A 19,536-nucleotide genomic window follows, 5' to 3' on the forward strand; every position below is an offset into this window, starting at 1 on the left:
TATTGAACTACCAACCCGGATTTTGTGTAAGATTTGGATCAACGGCTCGCTCATCGCGCGGAACAGGCCATAAATACGCTTTGCTTTTATCAAAGCTGCGCAGGTTGGCTCTTATGTAACCGTTATCTACAGACAGCGGACCAAATCTTGCACCATGTGCCCAGCCATTCAATACTACTTCGGCGGTTTTCCATCGGCGGATATCAAATATGCGCAGTCCTTCCATTGCCAGTTCAACACGACGCTCATTACGAACGGTGTTGCGTAAATCGGTCTGGGCAGCACCACTAAAGTTGAGCGCAGCAGGATCAGTAAATCCGGCCCGTGAGCGGATTGGTTTTATGGTTTTATCCCATACTCCGGCATCAAGCTGGCCAAGTTCATTTTTAGCCTCGGCGTACATCAGCAGTACATCGGCATAACGGATCAGAATCAGATTTAAACCCGACTGGAAATTTACGGCAGATGTAGGGTCGTAATATTTGCGGATGTAATAACCTGTTGGCGAGCTTACTTTACCTGGTGCATACTCGTCCAATTTATCTGTACCAGGATCGGATCCCGGCTTGGTATAGATTGTCTGTATCGAGTTATCAGGCTTTTTCCAACGATATAAATTGTAAACCACCGTATTGGTCATCCTCGGATCGCGATTTACGTATGGATTGTCTTCGTTATACCCAGATCCTGAATCCCCTATCTTTTTCCCATTGGTCATCAGGTAACTATCAACCAGTTCCTGGGTTGGTGCAAGCGCATTTAAGCGGGCGCCAACTGCCAATGGTGCAAAATCAAAAAACTGGCTGTATGTTTTAATAAGTGGTACAAACTCCAGGTCAAAAATAACTTCACTGTTATACTCGTTTTCTGCCAAAAACAATCCCTCGTATGATGGAAACAGGCTGTAAGTACCATTGGTATTATCGTTGATCAGTTTTTCGCAGGTATTTGCAACATCCTGCCAACGGCTATCGTAAAGGTATACCCTTGCTTTTAGTGCAATGGCGGCCCCCTTTGTAATACGCCCTCTATCCGCAGCGGCATATGCAGTGTTAACAGGTAGTGTAGCAGCAGCGTCATCAAGTTCTTTTAACACAAAATCAATTACCTGCGCTTTTGGTGTGCGGGCAATCGTCTTTGAATCGCTTATGGATATATCCTTATCAAACAAAGGCACATCACCAAACCAGGTAGCCAACTGAAAGTAATGGTAAGCACGAATAAACCGAGCCTCGGCTTTCATCCTGCTTTTAAGTCCCGCATCCATAGCGGTTACCTTATCAACATTCTCCAGGAATATATTACAGGTTTTTATGCCAGTATAATGATAACCCCACTCCTCTTTTATGCGGCCAAGAGATGCGTCATATGTTCCTGCAGCAAGCGATGCTACTCCATTGGCATCTCCCCTACCATTGTAAGCATTATCTGATGCTCCCTCGTTATAAAAGAAATAATCACTGCGGAACATTTGTGAATAGGCTGTATTTAATACGCTGCTCGCTTTTGCTGTGGTTGTCCAGAAATTGGCATCGGTAAACTTATTTACAGGTGCCAGATCGAGTTTTTTACAGGCCGAAACTATAACAGTTACCAGGGCCATAAAAAACACGGTTCTATATGTTTTTAATTTCTTCATGTATAATAAATTATAATGTTACATCAATACCAAACCCGTAATATATCGGCGTAGGGTAAGACCTGCCGCTATTAGCACCGCCACCTTGCGGTACATTGGCGTTACTGGTAAGCTCAGTTGATTCAGGGTCAAGGAATTTCATACCTGAGAAAGTGAGAATATTTTGACCTGACACATAAGCCCTAACCTTATGCATACCTATTGCCTTAGCAATACTTTGCGGTAATGAATATCCCAAAGTCACGTTTTTAACGCGCAGGTATGAGCCGTCAAAAATGTACATATCAGATCCCCGCCTGAAGTTGTTGGTATTCGACTGGCTACCTGCCGCGGCAAGGCGCGGATAACGGGCATCAGGATTTTGAGGAGTCCAGTAGTCCAGCTGGTGCTGATAGATCACCTGGGAGTAATTAAAGTGGAATGGTTCCACCTGCTCACCACGTACAAACATGCTGCGTTTACCTACCCCCTGCATAAACAGGTTAAAATCGAAATTTTTGTATGTGACATTATAGGTAAACCCAAAAGTTAAACGGGGAAAACCGTTACCTAAAACAAACCTGTCGTTATCGTCAATTACACCATCCTTATTAACATCCACGTAACGGTTATCACCTGGCGAAACAGTTAAACCGGCAGGTTTTGGCCCGTTAACAATATCATTCAGGTTTTGGAAATAGCCATCGCGTTTTAACCCAACATATGAGCCAATTGGCAAACCAACTTTATTAATCAACTGCAATTCATCGTAGGATTTTATCTGATCGCCACCTTCAAGATATAATACTTTGTTTTTGGTATCGGCTACGTTGAAGGAGAAAGAGTGGTTGAAGTTTTTACCGGATAAACGGTAATTTACAGTAAGTTCCCATCCGCGGTTTTGAACTTTACCTGCGTTATAATCAGGTACCTGGGCACCATAAACACCAGGCACTATTGGTGGCAATAAAATATCTCTCGTCTCTTTATTAAAATAATCAACCGCAATATTCAATGTATTTTTCAGGAACCCGGCATCAACACCTATATTCAATGTTGCAGCTCGCTCCCAACGAATATCGGGATTGGCAAATTTGATCTCAGTACCACCTACACCTGAGTTATTAAACCCATACGCATTCTGGAATGGCCCATAAGTACGCTGATATTGGTAATCGCCAACATTTTGATTGCCCAATATACCGTATGACGCCCTTAATTTCAGATCGCCATAATTATCGCGATAGTTCTGCATAAAGTTTTCCTCAGTAAGCCTGTATCCAACAGATCCTGATGGAAAAAAAGCATTGCGGTTTTGCGTATTGAATTTTGAGGAAGCATCTATCCTGAAATCAAACTCGCCATAAATTTTATTCTGAAAATTATAGGTTGCGCGCCCAAAAACAGAATTAAGACTACTTTCGGTAGTATTATTATTTGTTGCTGATGATGATGGATCTATAATTGTACCTGTTACCGGCGTACCCAATTCAGGATCGGTGTATTTTAGATGCAGGTAATTGCTTTGATTAGTGGTTGATTCGTTAGCAACACCTACCAGCACATCAACATTATGCGATTTATTGAATGTTTTGGTATACTGTGCCAATACCTGCGTGTTGAGGAATAGATTTTTGTTGTTCTCGTCATCAGTATTCCTATCGGCACCATAAGTTCCTTTAGGGAAATAATCAACCTCTATTACCCTCCCAAACATGTGATTTGCCAATAGCGTACCACCAAAAACACCTTTCAACTTAAAATCCTTAGTTACGGATAGTTCGGCATTTAAATTGCCAAAAATATTATCGTTGTCCCGCTTGCGGTAACCACCTGCTTCTAATATTCCCAGCGGGTTAAACTCTGTTAATACATCATTGGTCAAATACCGGCCCTGGTCATCTTTTATTTTGTAATAAGTGGGTGTTCTGCCGGCATCAACTATTAAGGTTGATGTATTGTAGGAGTGTTCCTTTATTTCGGTGCGCGAGTATGATAAAATACTTGTAAGCTTCAACTTACCATACTCGCTACTTAAATTAATACGATAATTATAGCGACGCAAACCATAATCAGGTCCTACTAAATTGCTACGCTGATCAGTAACCCCTGCCGACACCAGGTACGATGAAGTGGCATTCCCCCCAGTTAAAGCCAGGTTGTGGTTTTGTAATACGGCATTTTTCAAAATAGCATCCAGGAACCATTGATTATCTCCCTGCTGCTGAAAATTGCGAATGTCCTGGGGGCTGTAGATAGGTTGTAAACCGGCGTTCACAACAGCCTCGTTCCTCAGGATGGCGTTTTCATAACTGTGCACCGGCTTATACCCTACATGAGGTTCCTGTACACCGGCCTGCCCATTGTAGGTCAATTGCGTATTTGAATTTTTCTTCCCTTTTTTAGTAGTAACCAATATAACACCATTTGCAGAGCGCGAGCCGTAAATGGCCGCACTTCCCGCATCTTTCAGTATGGATACGCTTTCAATATCCTGCGGATTAAGCAAATTGATATCGCCTCCGGTTATACCGTCAATTACCACCAGGGGGCTATTATTACCTAACGTGCTTACACCACGGATATTGATATTTGCATAGGCTCCTGGCTCGGAGTTGTTTTGCTGAATGATCAGATTGGGGGATGTTCCCTGCAAAGCCTGGGTTAAATTGATAGATGGCTTGCCCTCGATTGCTTTTGATGAGATTTGATCAACTGCGCCAATGATATTAGCCCGTTTTTGTGTACCGTAACCAACCACAACAACTTCGTTTAAGGAAGTACGCTCTGGTGATAGCTTTATATTTATTGTAGTTTGATTATTTACAGGCACTTCCCTGGGTGTGTAGCCTATAAAACTGAATACCAGTATATCATCACTGCCAACATTATTCAAAGTGAATACTCCATCGATATTGGTTATGGTGCCGTTTGTGGTTCCCTTTATTTTTACACCAACACCAGGGAAAGGCAGGTTACTTTCGTCGGTTACCTTACCCGTTATTTTAATGGCAACCGGCCGAGCATTCTGTATACCACCGGGATTGCTTTCCGGTTCGGTTTTTTCATCAATAACAACTACATCATCAATAATTTTGTAGCTGAGGTTAAATGGAGTTAAGACCTCATTAAGCACCTCTTTGACGCTTTTATTTTTGGCATTCAAGCTCACCCTGAAATCCGGCTTCAATACATTATCTGCGTAAGCAAATTTTATATGTTTATCGGCCGAAATTTTATCAAGAGCATCAGTAAGCTTTACATTTTTAAACTTTAGCGTAACCGATACCTCTAAAAATTTCTGGCCAAATGAATCATTTGCAACGGCCGACAGGCACATAAAGCAAACAACAAAGCAGGCGAGCGAGGTAAATTTCATTAATATTAATACATAACGAACTACTCCATTTGAAAATAGAGATATATTCATAGATTTGAGATAATTAAAGTGTTTGAAATTAAAGTGCTTTGTTCTGAATTGGACCTCGAAACGTTGCACTTATTATTAACCTGGCATTTTAAGCAGCCCTGTTCAAATCCCTTTGATCAGGGTTTTTTTATGTATTTATGTCATCATTCTTTTTTAATTTAGGTTAGTTAATAATTGATTATATACTTTATAAATTGGTTTATTTTAACAGCCTTTACCCCTCAGGCGGTAGCCGGTTCCCTCTTGTATAGCTTTACCTTTCACCAGCTTTGACATGATCTTCATGATATTTACCAGGGACACATTGGTGAAGTTGGCCGAGATAGAACATCTCACCAAATTCAAATCGGCATTAATTTTTACATTGAAGCGGTGTTCAATAGTATTTAACACTTCGGGCAATGGCATATTTTTAAATACCAGTTCGCCGTTTCTCCAGGCTGTAAGCGCATTTACATCAACCATCACTTTTTTAACGGCCAGATTGTTATGTGTGTTAAATACCACCTCCTCGGCAGGAGTTAGAAAAATGGTTTGCGATCTTTTTGCATTATTGGATGCACCAATAACACCCACTTTACCGGTTAAAACATCCACTTTTACAACATGATCTTCGGGATAGGCTTTCACATTAAAACTTGTACCCAAAACCTGCGTGCGGATTGCACCGGTATGTACAATGAATGATTTTTGTGCATCATGAGCTACATCTAAAAACGCCTCACCCACAAGTGTAATTTCTCTTTTATCCCCGCGGAATTTTTCGGGATAGGTTAGCTTACTGCCGCCATTGAGCCAAACTTTGGTACCATCGGCAAGCGTTATATTTATCATTTTACCGTTAATAGCCGCTATCTGTTTACTTGCAATTGGAGAAACTAAATCGAGAATATTATTACGGAAGATGTATGCCGAGAAGCATAAACCGGCAAGCAGTGAAGCAGCAACAAGCCATTGCTTTTTAAAGCTCTTAGTTTTGCCACCACCATCAATTTGAGCGGTTATGCGATTGTATATCTCATCGCTTCTAAATTCAACACCATGATCGCTTACTTCGGGCACATTGCCCAAATCCAGCTTATCAAAATATTGATTTACAATTTCCTCCTGCAAAGATTGGTCCTTAGCGGTGATATGTTTTTTCCTGAAATTAAACTTTCTCATGGTTTATATATGCAGGATGCATTGAACCAGCCCTACCCCCCAAAGAAGTTGAAAGTTTTTTTTAGATTTTTTTTCGAAATTCTTTGTCTTTTAACAAACTAATTAAAAGCCAACCCTGTTTTGCAAAGGGTTGGCTTTTTCAGTTACTTGTTTAATAATTTAATGCGGATACCGGCATTAACCACAACACCATCCAGGGGCGCATAAATATCCTTGAAATCGGGCCTTGTTATACTACCCGAATAAATAGCGCCCCACCTGGTTTGACGCTGGTCGGTCAAATTTTCAGCGTTTATAAAAACATCCAGGTGTTTCCACATTTTTTGGGCCAATAACCCAAAAGTAATATACCCTCTCCCTGTAGTACCGTCGCTTAATAGTTGACGGCCGGTGTAAAAGCTCTCGGCTCCAAAACGAAAACGGCCCTCAATTTCATAAGTCGAATCGAAGCTGAACTGGTTTTTAGGAGTCAGGGGCTGAATGTCTGTTAGCCCGTTAAAAAACCGTTTGGTATCGGTATAGGTATATCCCAGATAAAACACCAGTTCATCCATAACCAACTTGATATTAGTTTCCGCACCCTTGGTAATCAAATGGCCTGCGGCGTTCATAAATGCATTGTTTTGCAAAATCAGTGGCTTATCCACTTTGGTATAAAATACCAGCTGGTTAATATTAACAAATATCTCATCGCCTAATGCCCCACGGTAATTCAGATCGCCGTTCAATCCGTAAGATTGTTCGGCCTGCGTGTTACCTGTATTTAAAGGCTGAATATGCTGATAACCGTCCCGTTCACTTTCATCATTAAACAAGCTTGGCATTTTATAACCCAATCCGCCACCTATGCGGCTGGTCAAACGGTCCGTCAGCTTAAATAAGGCATTTATTCTTGGCAGGAAAAAAAGTCCGCTGGCCGGTTTATGAGGTACGGGTGTATTATCGTCCAGCCTTAACCCGGTCTCCAGCGAAAACCAACTTGCGGCTTTATAGGTGTTTTGTGCAAACGCACCTATCGTGGTCAAATTGTAATTCAAATTATTTTGCGGCGGTTCGGCCGTAAAATGATCGGTTACCAGGTTAGCACCTGCAACCCAGGAAGCCTTTTCGCCATTGCGCACATAACTTAATTCGCTGAACGAGGATAGCTGCCGGGCTTTAAAATCGAACCCCGGTTGGCCCAATTGCCGGTCAAAATAGCCTACAGTATTCTTAAAATTGACGCGGCTTTCCTCGTCTATCTTGTGAGTTAATGACAATTGGGTAGAAAAACGGAACGTTTTATTCTTTTCAAAATACTGATGAACATCATCTGCCTTACCATCTATTACCTTCAAATCGCCACCTAAACGATTTTCATAAGTGGTGTTTACACCGAACCAACCCAAATTATGATCATCCATATACAAGAATACTTTGGGATTTATTGAAAAGCGATTGGTTTTCGGGATAGCCGTAAAGCTATTATCCGATGGGTTAAAAACTCCATTATAGTTATAAGAGCCGAATATTGTTGTCCCTATATGCTGCCATTTTTGACCATAAAAAACGCTTGCATCTGCGCCCCTCGCACTCGTGCCGTTCAACAAAAACGTAAGTTCCGGTTCTTTTTCAGGTACTTTACTGATCAGGTTTACCAGGCCGGCAATTGCACCTCCGCCGTATAAAGTTGATGCGGAACCCTTTATAAACTCAACCTGTTTTAAATTGAGCGGACTAATTTGTAACAAACTTAAATTACCCGAAAAACCAGTGTAAAGCGGCATTCCATCCTGTAGCAATTGCGTATAACGGCTATCCAACCCCTGGATACGGAAACTGGCCGTGCCACTTACAGGCGAAGTTTGCTGTACATGAATGCCGGTGGCTTCGCCCAGCAGCATTTTAATATCACCCGGCCTCATGATACTTTTTTCGTCCAGTTCTTCCAAAGGTAATGCTTCAATCCGCGTGGGTACGTCTTTTAGGTTTTGATTAGTCCGGGTGGTTTGAATTGTTACTTCGGCCAGTTCGCCGGTTGATGGTTCAAGACTTACTTCGATAACCTTATCTGCGTCCCGCATCGGGAAACTATAAACTTTGGTACTTGTAGCAAAGCCCACATACGCAATCTCAATCTGAAATCTCCCGTTTGGAATATTGGTAATATTAATTAGCCCTGCAGTATCTGCACTTATAGTCAGTTTTAGACCTGGTATAGTGGCAGTTGCGCCTTTTAGAGTAACTTTTGTTTGATCATTAACAACTTTTGCCTTAAATGTATTTTGCGCCATGGTACATTGAGATAATAGCACACCGAATAGCAGCATGAAAAAAAATTTCATAAATATGAATTGAGCCTGCACATAATAATGGCAGGCGGATAAATAAATAGTACGATAAAACCTTGGCTAATAATGATCAGGCAAGAGGAGGCCTGAAAAGTGTGTTCCGATAATCGGAAGTATAAAACACCTGGTTAAATGATGGATGAGTTAAAATTGAAAAATAATTAAAAAACACTGTAAAAGGCAACTGGCTAACTACTACATTGAGCGGACTGGCCTGGTGCTGAAACTGCACATCCAATCCCTTCGCCGGCGCTTTATCATGTTCGTTATGCCCAAAGATCTGCTTACCGTACAGCAGGTAATCGCCGATAAAATCAATCACCCCCATTTCTTCCCCGGAAGTGATCTTTGTATAATTCTGATACATTTTCGGAATATCACGCATCAACGAGAAATCGCCTAATGGCAACATCACGCTACCCGTTAAAAACAGGCTCGCTAAAAAATAACAGATGATCTTCCTATACATTTATAAACAAATATATGAAACTGTGCCATAATTCAGCTTTGAGCCGATTAGACTAACAGTGCAAACCTGCCCTCCTCTTTCAATTCATAAAAACCGAAGTAGCCGGCACCACATCGGCATGTGAAAATGAGCGAAGAAACCCAGCCTTATAATAAGCAAGCTTTTCTTTATGGTTTTGTGCTTTAAGGCTTTGATATAAGCCCAGCAACGACCAGCCATTACCAGGATTGCGCACCAAATCGGCCCGGTAAACTTGCTCGGCCTTTACATTATCATCGTTTTTTAATAGATAAGCGCCTAAAAACTGCCTCGCTGGGATAGGCCATTCAGAAGGCTCCGCGTATATCATACGATCTTCAGCTGCTATGGCTTTGTTAAAACTGGCTATACCGCTTTCATACTTGTTTTGCGCTAATAAAATTGCGCCGTCCAATATATTCTCCGCTACGGTTGCCCCGTCCAACGGGGTATTAAAAGGAATGTTTCTTATCTTTAAAACCGGCGCATCAATTTTACTACGGATCAACGCGAGCTGCCGTTCGGCAGAGTCTGGCTTGCCGGTATAAATAAAGGCCAGGCCTTTTGCAAAGCTATTGAGTACTTGTGCATAAGTCCAACTGGCATCCGGTGGGTTATCGTCTTTCAATATTTCATCCCATTTACCCAGGCGCACCATCGTAAGCACCGGCATCATATACAAATATTGGGCATAATTATCTTCGGCAGTTGGCTTTATGCTTTTGCGGCAACGCAGCGCAATTACTCTCGCCTTTTCATACATGCCTCCACTAAAGGCACAGTACGTTTCCACAGCATATATATGAGGCACGGAGGTGGCAAGGGGTACATTTTTAACTATAGAGGCATATAAACTAACGCTTTTACTCGCCTTTTCATTGGCGTCCACACCCTGAAAATACAGCCCGTTTCGTTGATAAAGATGGCTTGACATATGCACCATATGTCCTACGTCCGGAAAAAGCCTTTTCAACGCTTCAGCACTCGCCATAGCCACTTCGGGATTATGGGATGCCTCTGTAAGGTGAATATAATAATGTAAGGCGGCGGGGTTATCGGGTTTTGTTTTCAATACACCTTTACATAAGTCCACCAACTCTGGCGTCCATTCTTTTGCCAATCCGTCGGTAGTCCAAAAATCCCATGGATGTATCAGCATCATGGCATCTATATAGAGCATTTTTATATCAGCGTCTTCGGGGTACGCCGATATTAGCTTCCTCATACTTTGCGCATAAGCCTTTTCATCATGGGTAGTTTGTTCCTGCAATACCGGGTACCGCAGCTTCATAACCCTGATGAGAGCTCTTTCCTTTTCAGACGAGTTGGCTGCTTTCGCGTTCAATTGCTTTAAAACGGCAGATACCCCCTTGGGCACTTTGTACAGGTTAACTGCATTATAGTAAGGCCCCATAGCTAATGCCTGGCCCCAATAAACCATGGGCGAAGCGGGATCAAACCGGGTAGCCTCTTTGAATGATGCAAGCGCCTCCTTCATATGATAACTATAATACATGGTTAAGCCCTGGTTAAAGTAAAATTGGGCACTATCGTTATGGGTCGATATCGGGTAGTTGTACCCACCCCATCCCGGTAGTTTTATCATGTATTTACCGCCTGCTGTTGTATCAATATCCTCAACAGCATTAGATGATCCACAGGTAATAGCAGTTATCTTTTTTATAGATTTTTCGCCCGATGAAATATGTACCTTGAATGCAAGCAAACATATCCCTGTTAAAACTACAGGGAATACAGAAAATAGCGATACCTTTTTCATTTTCAGCTTTTTAAACAGAAGTTAGCGATAAACAGGCGACCGGCAATATTTAAATTAGGAATTGGATAAAAACTATAAGCTTATATTGATTAAACAAATTTAAACAATAGTTTTTTAAATATCATTGGATGGAATTATCATTACCTCGCCATATACACCATCAGCAAAGCGATAACTGATGGCAAATAATCAGTGAGCCCGGTGCGTAGATAGCGTAAGGCTATGGTGATTTGATTTTCGACAGTTTTTATGGAGATATTTAAGCGGGATGCGATCTCTTTGTTAGATAAATATTCCTTACGACTCAGGGTAAATATCTGGCGGCATTTTTCGGGCAGCCGGGCTACATTGGTTTCCAGTAGCTGGCTGATGTCGCTTTGCAGTAATTTGCTGTCGGCGGTGTATTTTTCAATCAGTTCTTCAACAACATCCAGGTCAAGCGTGGCTTTTTTAGTACGGATATAGTATATAACCCGGTTCCTGATAGCGACTTTAAGGTATGCCTCTAACGAAGTAATGTTCAGTTGATTTCTTTTTGTCCACAGATCAATAAACAATTCCTGCACCAGGTCTTCGCAAACATCGCGGTCCCTGAAAAGGTTGTAAGCGGCATGGAATAGCCTTGACGAATATCTTTTGTACAGCAATTCAAATGCCTCACGGTCATCCAGCCTTAGTAAATCTAATAATTTACCATCGGGCCACATTTGATATTCCTTACCTGGAAGCATAAATGGACTGTAAAACGGTTTCTGAATTGGATAGGCATAATTACAAGATTATTTTTAAATAAAAAACTTTTTTTGTTTAAAGCAAATTTCGGCCACAAAGCTACATGCTCCCCTGGAGCAAGTAGAACCGTAACTTGATAGTATTATGGGGAGAAAAAACAAAACCCAGCAGTTTTATTAAAACTGCCGGGTTGGTAAAAAGATAAATAATTTTCTAAACCACCTTTCCCATCAAAGGATCGCTAAAGCTGTGTTTACCGGTTTCAACACGGCCTGCATACCTTTTTTCGAAAGTGTGACTACCGGCAACTTTCACGCTAAAATCATACCATCCATGGCTTTTAGCCAGATTAAGCACCAGCGAATTTTGGCCTTTTTTATTCAATAGAGTTTTATGATTGTTTGTTTTATAACCATGGTCAATAATTTCAACAGTATAAGATTTATCATGGCTTAAATTAGCCAGTTTTAGGTCGATATTACCACTTAGCTTTCCGCCGACAGCCTGATATTCACAGGCAACTTCAACCAGCGGATCGGTAGTGTTACCTTTATACTCCCGGAAAAAACCATTTGGCCCGTAAACACGCAGGTGGTATTCGCCATTTTCAAACTCATTTATTGGCCATGCGTCAGTCAGGCTGTCCCCCGCAGTTAGGGCATAGGCCCAGGTACGTAAAGGCTCCATTTGCTGTGGATCTTTAAAGCTGGCATATTTACCCGGCGCATAAACGTTAAATGGCGAGCCTAAAGCTTTATCACCAAATGCATGGTTGCTGGCATTAAATTTTATCTCGAACGACTTTTTATCGGCACTTAACTTACCATCGGCATAAAGCTGGTATGGCAAAGCTGATGACGGTTTAATGCCCTTTTCTTGTTGCGGCATATAAGGAGACGCATACGAATCTGTGTTGATCAGGGCTATTTCATCGGCTGTAAGCAGTTTATAAGTAGGTAGTTTTTTAAACTTAGCCATGTGGATACTTTCGTAAAAAGCATCTTTAGCAACAAACTCCGGGTTAGCTATTTTTTCACCATTATATGGGCGAAAAACGGTTGTCAAATCACCGCAAACCGTGCGGCGCCAATTGCTGATATTGGGCTCAGCCACTTTCTTACCTGTCTTTTTGCTTAAAAAATTCTCCAAAAACTGCAAAGTCGAGGTATGGTCAAATACTTCTGAGTTAACCCAACCTCCCCTGCTCCACGGCGAGGCTATAACCAATGGCACACGATAGCCTAAACCAATAGCACTTTCACGATCATAAACCTCTGGGAAATTTTCGCGGGCTTTTTCCTGCTCAAGGGTTACAAATTCAACACTGGTATCAATCCCTTTTGATACTTTGCCGGTTCCTTCTTTATGTGGATGAGGTGCTGTAAACGGAGGCACGTGGTCAAAATATCCATCGTTTTCATCATAAGCTAATATGAAAATTGTTTTTTTCCATACTTCGGGATTTTTGGTCAGGATATCCATCACCTCGGATACATACCAAGCACCATACCAGGCTGCGCTTGGATGATCGGAAAAGTTTTCGGGTGCCGACAACCAGGAAACGGTTGGCAAAGCTCCATTTTTTACATCATCCCTAAACTGATGCAAAACATCACCTTTTGGTACAAGTAATTCCCGTTCGGTACCGTTATCATCATACTTAAGATTTACCAGTGTACGATAATGCGGGTCATTGGTATTGGTAACAAAACCTTTTTGATGCAGATTTTTTTCGCGTTGCGATAGCTTGGCAAATTTACCAGGATCAAGGCTGGCCATATCTTTTTTGATATTATCCAGATCGCGCTTCTTTTGTTTAAGCTGTTTTTTAAGATGATCAATATGTGCATCACCGGCAGGTAAAGCTGCAATTTGCTTTTCAACATCAGCTATCTCATCAGGCAATAGGGTTGATCTTTTTTGCAGGTGAGCTATATGTTTATCATAAAGCTTGATATTGTACTGCCCAAAAAACTCCAGCGGATTATCCTGAAAATTTGATAACCATGGATCTTCTTCACCTTCAAAACCCGTATCAATAGCTATCTCATTCTGATAATGTTTCCATGAAATATCATGATCCTCTAAACGCTCGGGAAAAGTAGCCCAGTTAAGTGTGCCATAATCCATATCATCATTCCAAACATGGGCAAGGGATTTTTCATGCTGCTCGGCGCGTATGGTTCCACTCCAAAAGTATAACCTGTTGGGGTTAGTGCCGGTAAGCGATGAGCAAAAATTCTGATCACATACCGTAAATGCATCTGCAAGAGCGTAGTAAAAAGGCAGATCCTCACGATTATAATAACCAAGCGTTAAAGGCATATGACGGTACTCTTTAATGCTGTTTTGTTTTACATTAAGCCACTGATCAAATTTACCATCGTTACGGGCATTAACCTGGTTGGCCCAGGAGTGCGGTAATGACGACATCCAGGTAGCTTTGGTACCTTTAATATCCAAACGAAAAGGCGCATAAGTTTCGCCCTTATTATTTGATTGCAACCATACCTTATTTTTATTTGGCAGATCAATAGCCCGTGGATCGTTATATCCTCTTACGCCTTTAAGCGTACCGTAAGTATGATCAAACGAACGATTTTCCTGCATCAGGATCACGATATGCTCCGCATCCATAAAGGTGCTGCCCGGTGCCGGGTTTATAGCCATCGCTTTTTGAATAGATTCGGGCAAAACGCTGGCAAGACCAGCCGCGCCTGTTAATAAAGCCGCTTTTTTAAGAAAATCTCTCCTTGAATCACGCATGAGTTTTTATTTTAGTCCATGGTCGATAGTCCATGGACCATGGCTTTTTTTTATGAAAATATAATATTTATTTAGTCCATGGACTATCGACTATGGTCTATGGACTATCAGCTAATTATCCTTCCTTTTAGCAATCACCTGTTCACATAAACCTAATGAAAGTGTCATTCCGTTACCACCCAGGCCGTTTATGATGGTTACACCGGGCTCAACATCCACAATAAGTTCAGTTGCGCCGTTTGTCATTTTGGGGTAGATACCATGCCATGATTGCAATAAGTTCCAGTCCTTAAAGTTGGCAAAAGTATGTAAGTACTCCGTTATTAAATTATTAATAAATGCCTTGTCAAATGGGTCATGCACCAGCCCATACTCATGCGAATCGCCAATGGTAAGCTCACCACTACCATTTTGAGAAACCATTACGTGAATCCCCCAATTTAAATGAACCGCATACTGCTCCTCATAACGTTTACGCAAAGCAGGCAATGATGCAGCTGCCTGGAAACCGGGGTAATGGATCATGGATAAACCACCACATAATGACGGACCAATACGCCATTCATCCGGCTGCGTAACCAAACGCATCATTTGCAGCTTGCATTTAGTTATTTTAGTTTCAGCAAAAAGTTCGGGGTACAAGGTTTCAAAATCGGCACCGCTGCAAACGTATATTTCATCAGCCTGCCAGCTTTGGGTTCCAGATAATACTTTAGGATGTTCTATACGGCTGATAGCTGTGTTCCAATGAAATTCAACACCGAATTTATCAGCCAGGTATTTAGCTACCTGCCCAACCGCCTCGCGCGATTCTATAATCATTTCTTCACCACTCCACAATGCTCCCTTCAATCCATCGGTATTAATGGCCGGCGACTTTAAAATGGCTTCCCCGGGAGTTAACAAAGCACAATCGCGATGTTGTTGATTTACCTCTACATATTCCTTTATTACCTGCAACTCGTCATCATGATAAGCCAGGTGTAATGAGCCAACTTCATTATGCCAGATATTGGCTTCGGTGCAAATGGTTTTCCAGATGCTACGCGATAACATGGCACGTTCAAACATAGGTCCGGTGGCTTGCCCTATTGGCCAAACCATCCCAAAGTTACGGATGGAAGCACCAACCGCACGTTCATTACGCTCAAACACGGTTACTTTATAACCACGTATGGCAAGAGCGCGGGCGGTTGCAAGGCCTACTATTCCCGCGCCGATTACTATAGCATTTTTGTTCATTGGTTCAATGGTTCATTAGTTCATTGGTCTAAGCAAGGTTACCTGCAAAAGCCAATGATTTATTCATTTATTGGGTTATTACTCATTAAGTCATTAGCAGTAAACTCCGTGTTACTTTTTGACTTTTGAACTTTGACTTTTGAATTTTGACCTCCCTTAGCGCTTTGCAAAAAGTAAATCAGCGATAGCACGCTGCAAATGCCCCCTACAACAGCAACAACCATTACACCCTCTTTAAAAAACGTACCCCAGCTAATGTTTGGACGCCCCAACTCTTTTATAAACAAGATACTCACGCTGCCCAGGTAACCCATAGAATCGGCTATGTACATAATGAAGCCTACATTACTGCGGTAGTTAAAGGTAGCTATCATCCTATCAAAAAAGATAGCATTGTAAGGAACATAGCCCATATAAAGACCAAGCCCCGCCATGGTCATCCAACTTATCGGGCTGATCATTTTTAAAGAAAATAGCAGGGTTGAAACACCCACCAATACACATCCACCAATTATAAACAGGTGAATAATGCTAAATGCCCGCAAATTCTTTTTTACGAGGATCAGCAAACTCATACCTACCAGTACAATAACGGATATGATAGAATCAATATTGGTATATATGCTGTTACTTTTCACCCCAAAGTCGGCCCATATCTCCACTTCAAAATTATCACGCACATCGCGCATAATGGTGAGCAGTACGTATATAATAATAGTGAGTATAATACCGGGTAAAAACCGAACAAGAAATTGCTTACGTTCGGTAGCATTCATGGGGCTGCGCTCCGCACGCAACAGCTTGTCTTCGGCATTTGGGGCAGGCATCAGTTCCATGCAAAAAACGAACAATAACAGGGGTAAAATAAAAATAGCACCTGTTAAAAAAGGCATGTGATATTCGTTCACATGAAAAACGGTGAGCAGCGTGCGGCCAATAGTTTTTACAAAACCCGATGCAAATATCAGGCTGATAGACAATACCGCGGCCATGAACTCTGTTGAGCGCCGGCCCTCGAGGTAGCCAAACACCAAACCCCATATCAACCCCAACGGAAAACCATTCAGGAAAAGAAAAACAATATTCCAGGGAGCGGGAACAAAGGCAAAAGCGAGCAAAGCAAGCCAGGCAAAGCCAATAAGCGCTAAAATATAGCGCCCCCTGTTTTTGCTGTTCACTTCGGCAATAAAACGGATACCGTAAAATTTACTTAGGGTGTATCCTATTACCTGGGCAATTACCAGCCAAACTTTGTAATCAACATGCAGGTATTGCTGCCCGGTAAAAGTGCCGGCAGCAAAAGCCTTACGGAAAGCGTACATCGAAGTATACAAGCCAAACGCCGAAATGGCGGCCATTACAGAAAGCAGCGAATATGGCCATTTGGCAACTTTTGCTCTTAAACCGTCAATCGGGCTCATTGTTTACTGGTTTATGATATCAATAACCTGTGCTATATCATCAATAATATGGGTAGGATTGTAGCTTTCCAGCTCGGCACGTGTAAATATGCCGGTGGTAACACCAATTACATATTTGCAACCTGTGTTTTGTCCCTCGCGAACGTCAACTTCAGTATCCCCTACTTTGGCAACTTCCAATGGATCGGTTATCCCTCCTGCCAACATCATTTTTTGGATCATATATGGATGCGGCCTACCAAACTCCACTTCGTCTGATCCTACCACGTAGTCAATCAATCCTTTTTCGCGCCATTGCAGGCGGGTAACTATTGTATCAGCTATATCGCGCGAAAAACCTGTGTTTATACCTACCAATACGCCATTTGCACGCAAAGCAGCCAATGTTTTCTCTACATTGGGCAAGGGCTCAATGCCTGGTTCGTATTGATAAAAATTGATCATTTGCTGCACAAATTCTTTATGAATAGTGCTTACAAGCTTATCAGTTATTATAGTTGCATCCGGCTCATGCTCTCCTAACATTTTCCTGATGGCGAGGGTCTTTTCATAACCCATCAATGGGTCTATCTTTGATATTTCAACCGCATACCCCGATTTTTTCATTGCAGCCTGGAAGGCTTTACTCACTTCATGATCATCCTTTACCGTAGTGCCGGCTATATCAAAAACAACTAATTTAATACTCATAAACAAATATAAAATGTTTAGCAATACTAAACTTATTTTATTAATACCAAACTAAATTTATGTTAAGGTTTAGTTAAGGGATACAACTAAAAAAATTTGAGGATTTGAAAATATCGCTTTGGATTTTGATAATCACGACTTAACTTTACAAATGCAAGTTACATTGATTTCTGAAATTACATGTCCGGAATGTGGTTTTAAATCAGAAGAAGAAATGCCGGTTGATGCCTGTCAGTTTTTTTACCAGTGTAATAACTGCAAGGTGGTGTTAAAACCAAAACAAGGCGACTGCTGTGTATTTTGCAGCTATGGCACGCACAAATGCCCGCCTTTGCAAACTAACAAATCCTGCTGTTAGCCTTTTTCAAATTCATTTCTTTTCCTCAAAAAAATAAATAACCAGCATACTTGCGGTTGTGATACCCAGGTTTTTGGGTGTATGCGGGATACGCCCATCAAAAAGCATCGAATCTCCCTGATGAAGTATTATTTTTTCGTCATTAAAGCGGTATTCTACCTCGCCGTTTAAAATATACTTATACTCAAACGCTTCTGTTTCAACCATCGGCCGCGATGCATCAGGCTCCAGTTCAAGTATTACAATATCAACGGTGGATTGCGTTATAGATTGAGTAAATATCCTTTGGTAATGAAAACCATCGGCATATTCTTTTTCAAAATGTTCGTATTCGCTTTTGCGTTTTATCAATATCGGTACCGGACTATCTTTTGACCTGATATCTTTAAAAAACTCGTTAAGATCAATTTCAAGCGCCTGAATTATATCTATTAATACAATAAGTGATGGTACGGTACGACTATTCTCTATTTGCGATATTAGCCCTTTACTTACATTGGCCCTTACGGCCAACTCCTGCACAGTTATATTTTTCTCTCTTCTACGTTCTTTTATACGGTTACTGATCTGTATCAGTATATCTTCTTCCATCCTGTTTAGTATTAATAAACTTTTGCAAAGTAATTAATAACACATCTTATACAAAATGATTTTTTTGTTAATAAAGGTTAAATTTTAACTAAAGGGTTAATTTAATTACCAATCAAAAGATTGAGTTTAAAATATTTCATAAACATTTAATAATACCATAACCTTAATCGCTTTAATTTGCAATAAAAACCTAACAATATGACATTTCCATCTTATGACCCGCAGGCTGTAGTGAAAGAGGTATTTTCACTTTATGAAAAATTTGGCGACGAAGACTATATTGGCGAACCGGTTTCGCAGCTGGAGCATATGTCGCAGGCCGCTGCATTGGCACAGGCAGAAGGACATGACGATGAAGTAATTTTGGCTGCCTTTTTTCATGACATTGGTCATTTATGTGCCGAAGCCGGTGAAGCAGAAAGTATGGATGGCATGGGCAATGTTGACCATGAACAAATTGGAGCCGACTATTTGCTGGAACGCGGATTTTCTGAGCGGGTAGCCAACCTGGTACAGGGACACGTAATTGCCAAAAGGTACCTTACTTATAAATACCCGGAGTATTATAACCGGCTATCAGATGCAAGCAAAGCAACGTTGAATTTTCAGGGTGGCGTGATGACTGCTGATGAAGCTGCTGATTTTGAGCTTAGTCCGGATGCCGAACTGATTATCAGATTGCGTTACTGGGATGATATGGCTAAGGAGATAAATGTCCCTGTTGATAACATTGCCTATTTAAAAACTATTGCACTTACTCATTTACAACAGGTTAACGCTTAAACCCTCATATTAAGTTTTTGTAACGGACGTGTGATATTTCCGTTACAAAAACTCACTGCTTAACACAGGGTGAACAAAAGCTTAAGTATAGCTTAATATTAAATTGGTTTACTAATAATAAACAAAGTTTAGTATTGCTGTATG

Annotated in this window: 14 protein-coding genes; 2 read left to right on the forward strand and 12 right to left on the reverse strand. The window is 41.3% G+C overall.

Annotated elements, in window-relative coordinates; all coding sequences use genetic code 11:
• Nucleotides 1-7 precede the first annotated feature (7 nt).
• From Q0R88_RS00320 to Q0R88_RS00370, 11 genes are all read right to left on the reverse strand, one after another.
• Nucleotides 8-1,639: a RagB/SusD family nutrient uptake outer membrane protein gene (locus Q0R88_RS00320; protein ID WP_295711056.1), complete on the reverse strand. Its 1,632-nt coding sequence runs from the start codon at nt 1,637-1,639 to the stop codon at nt 8-10.
• A gap of 10 nt (nt 1,640-1,649) precedes the next feature.
• Nucleotides 1,650-5,048: a TonB-dependent receptor gene (locus Q0R88_RS00325; RefSeq protein ID WP_295711058.1), complete on the reverse strand. Its 3,399-nt coding sequence runs from the start codon at nt 5,046-5,048 to the stop codon at nt 1,650-1,652.
• Between the two features lie 204 nt (nt 5,049-5,252).
• The gene (locus tag Q0R88_RS00330) at nt 5,253-6,212 is read right to left on the reverse strand and encodes a FecR family protein (protein ID WP_295711060.1); all 960 of its coding nucleotides are present in this window, start codon (nt 6,210-6,212) and stop codon (nt 5,253-5,255) included.
• 143 nt (nt 6,213-6,355) lie between these two features.
• Nucleotides 6,356-8,536 carry a TonB-dependent receptor gene (locus Q0R88_RS00335; protein WP_295711062.1) on the reverse strand — a complete coding sequence of 727 codons (2,181 nt, stop codon included), beginning with the start codon at nt 8,534-8,536 and terminating at the stop codon, nt 6,356-6,358.
• A 76-nt stretch (nt 8,537-8,612) separates the two neighbouring features.
• Nucleotides 8,613-9,011: a hypothetical protein gene (locus tag Q0R88_RS00340; RefSeq protein ID WP_295711063.1), complete on the reverse strand. Its 399-nt coding sequence runs from the start codon at nt 9,009-9,011 to the stop codon at nt 8,613-8,615.
• Between the two features lie 79 nt (nt 9,012-9,090).
• Entirely contained in the window at nt 9,091-10,809 is a 1,719-nt protein-coding gene (locus tag Q0R88_RS00345; RefSeq protein WP_295711064.1) for a hypothetical protein, read from the reverse strand.
• A 140-nt stretch (nt 10,810-10,949) separates the two neighbouring features.
• Complete coding sequence (locus Q0R88_RS00350; RefSeq protein WP_295711067.1) at nt 10,950-11,540, reverse strand: RNA polymerase sigma-70 factor; 591 nt, start codon at nt 11,538-11,540, stop codon at nt 10,950-10,952.
• 214 nt (nt 11,541-11,754) lie between these two features.
• On the reverse strand, nt 11,755-14,307 hold the full coding sequence (locus Q0R88_RS00355) for a phosphocholine-specific phospholipase C (protein ID WP_295711068.1): 2,553 nt from the start codon (nt 14,305-14,307) through the stop codon (nt 11,755-11,757).
• Nucleotides 14,308-14,418: 111 nt separating this feature from the next.
• On the reverse strand, nt 14,419-15,549 hold the full coding sequence (locus Q0R88_RS00360) for a TIGR03364 family FAD-dependent oxidoreductase (RefSeq protein ID WP_295711070.1): 1,131 nt from the start codon (nt 15,547-15,549) through the stop codon (nt 14,419-14,421).
• Between the two features lie 59 nt (nt 15,550-15,608).
• Entirely contained in the window at nt 15,609-16,970 is a 1,362-nt protein-coding gene (locus Q0R88_RS00365; protein WP_295711073.1) for a DUF5690 family protein, read from the reverse strand.
• A 3-nt stretch (nt 16,971-16,973) separates the two neighbouring features.
• On the reverse strand, nt 16,974-17,660 hold the full coding sequence (locus tag Q0R88_RS00370) for an HAD hydrolase-like protein (protein ID WP_295711075.1): 687 nt from the start codon (nt 17,658-17,660) through the stop codon (nt 16,974-16,976).
• Nucleotides 17,661-17,811: 151 nt separating this feature from the next.
• Between Q0R88_RS00370 and Q0R88_RS00375 the strand changes: the two genes are divergently transcribed.
• Nucleotides 17,812-18,018 carry a GDCCVxC domain-containing (seleno)protein gene (locus Q0R88_RS00375; RefSeq protein WP_295711279.1) on the forward strand — a complete coding sequence of 69 codons (207 nt, stop codon included), beginning with the start codon at nt 17,812-17,814 and terminating at the stop codon, nt 18,016-18,018.
• A 12-nt stretch (nt 18,019-18,030) separates the two neighbouring features.
• On the opposite strand, the gene Q0R88_RS00380 is transcribed toward Q0R88_RS00375, so the two are convergent.
• Nucleotides 18,031-18,609, reverse strand: coding sequence for an XRE family transcriptional regulator (locus Q0R88_RS00380; RefSeq protein WP_295711078.1), 579 nt, complete (start codon nt 18,607-18,609; stop codon nt 18,031-18,033).
• 198 nt (nt 18,610-18,807) lie between these two features.
• On the opposite strand from Q0R88_RS00380, the gene Q0R88_RS00385 reads away from it, so the two are divergent.
• Nucleotides 18,808-19,392, forward strand: a complete 585-nt coding sequence (locus Q0R88_RS00385; RefSeq protein WP_295711081.1) for a phosphonate degradation HD-domain oxygenase — start codon at nt 18,808-18,810, stop codon at nt 19,390-19,392.
• The last annotated feature ends 144 nt before the right edge of the window (nt 19,393-19,536 follow it).

The sequence above is a fragment of the Mucilaginibacter sp. genome (genome assembly GCF_025362475.1).
Lineage (GTDB): Bacteria > Bacteroidota > Bacteroidia > Sphingobacteriales > Sphingobacteriaceae > Mucilaginibacter.

Coding starts and splice junctions, on each gene's coding strand:
- Q0R88_RS00320 (WP_295711056.1), bottom strand. CDS start 1,639: ATGAAGAAATTAAAAACATATAGAACCGTGTTTTTTATGGCCCTGGTA.
- Q0R88_RS00325 (WP_295711058.1), bottom strand. CDS start 5,048: ATGAATATATCTCTATTTTCAAATGGAGTAGTTCGTTATGTATTAATA.
- Q0R88_RS00330 (WP_295711060.1), bottom strand. CDS start 6,212: ATGAGAAAGTTTAATTTCAGGAAAAAACATATCACCGCTAAGGACCAA.
- Q0R88_RS00335 (WP_295711062.1), bottom strand. CDS start 8,536: ATGAAATTTTTTTTCATGCTGCTATTCGGTGTGCTATTATCTCAATGT.
- Q0R88_RS00340 (WP_295711063.1), bottom strand. CDS start 9,011: ATGTATAGGAAGATCATCTGTTATTTTTTAGCGAGCCTGTTTTTAACG.
- Q0R88_RS00345 (WP_295711064.1), bottom strand. CDS start 10,809: ATGAAAAAGGTATCGCTATTTTCTGTATTCCCTGTAGTTTTAACAGGG.
- Q0R88_RS00350 (WP_295711067.1), bottom strand. CDS start 11,540: ATGCTTCCAGGTAAGGAATATCAAATGTGGCCCGATGGTAAATTATTA.
- Q0R88_RS00355 (WP_295711068.1), bottom strand. CDS start 14,307: ATGCGTGATTCAAGGAGAGATTTTCTTAAAAAAGCGGCTTTATTAACA.
- Q0R88_RS00360 (WP_295711070.1), bottom strand. CDS start 15,549: ATGAACAAAAATGCTATAGTAATCGGCGCGGGAATAGTAGGCCTTGCA.
- Q0R88_RS00365 (WP_295711073.1), bottom strand. CDS start 16,970: ATGAGCCCGATTGACGGTTTAAGAGCAAAAGTTGCCAAATGGCCATAT.
- Q0R88_RS00370 (WP_295711075.1), bottom strand. CDS start 17,660: ATGAGTATTAAATTAGTTGTTTTTGATATAGCCGGCACTACGGTAAAG.
- Q0R88_RS00375 (WP_295711279.1), top strand. CDS start 17,812: ATGCAAGTTACATTGATTTCTGAAATTACATGTCCGGAATGTGGTTTT.
- Q0R88_RS00380 (WP_295711078.1), bottom strand. CDS start 18,609: ATGGAAGAAGATATACTGATACAGATCAGTAACCGTATAAAAGAACGT.
- Q0R88_RS00385 (WP_295711081.1), top strand. CDS start 18,808: ATGACATTTCCATCTTATGACCCGCAGGCTGTAGTGAAAGAGGTATTT.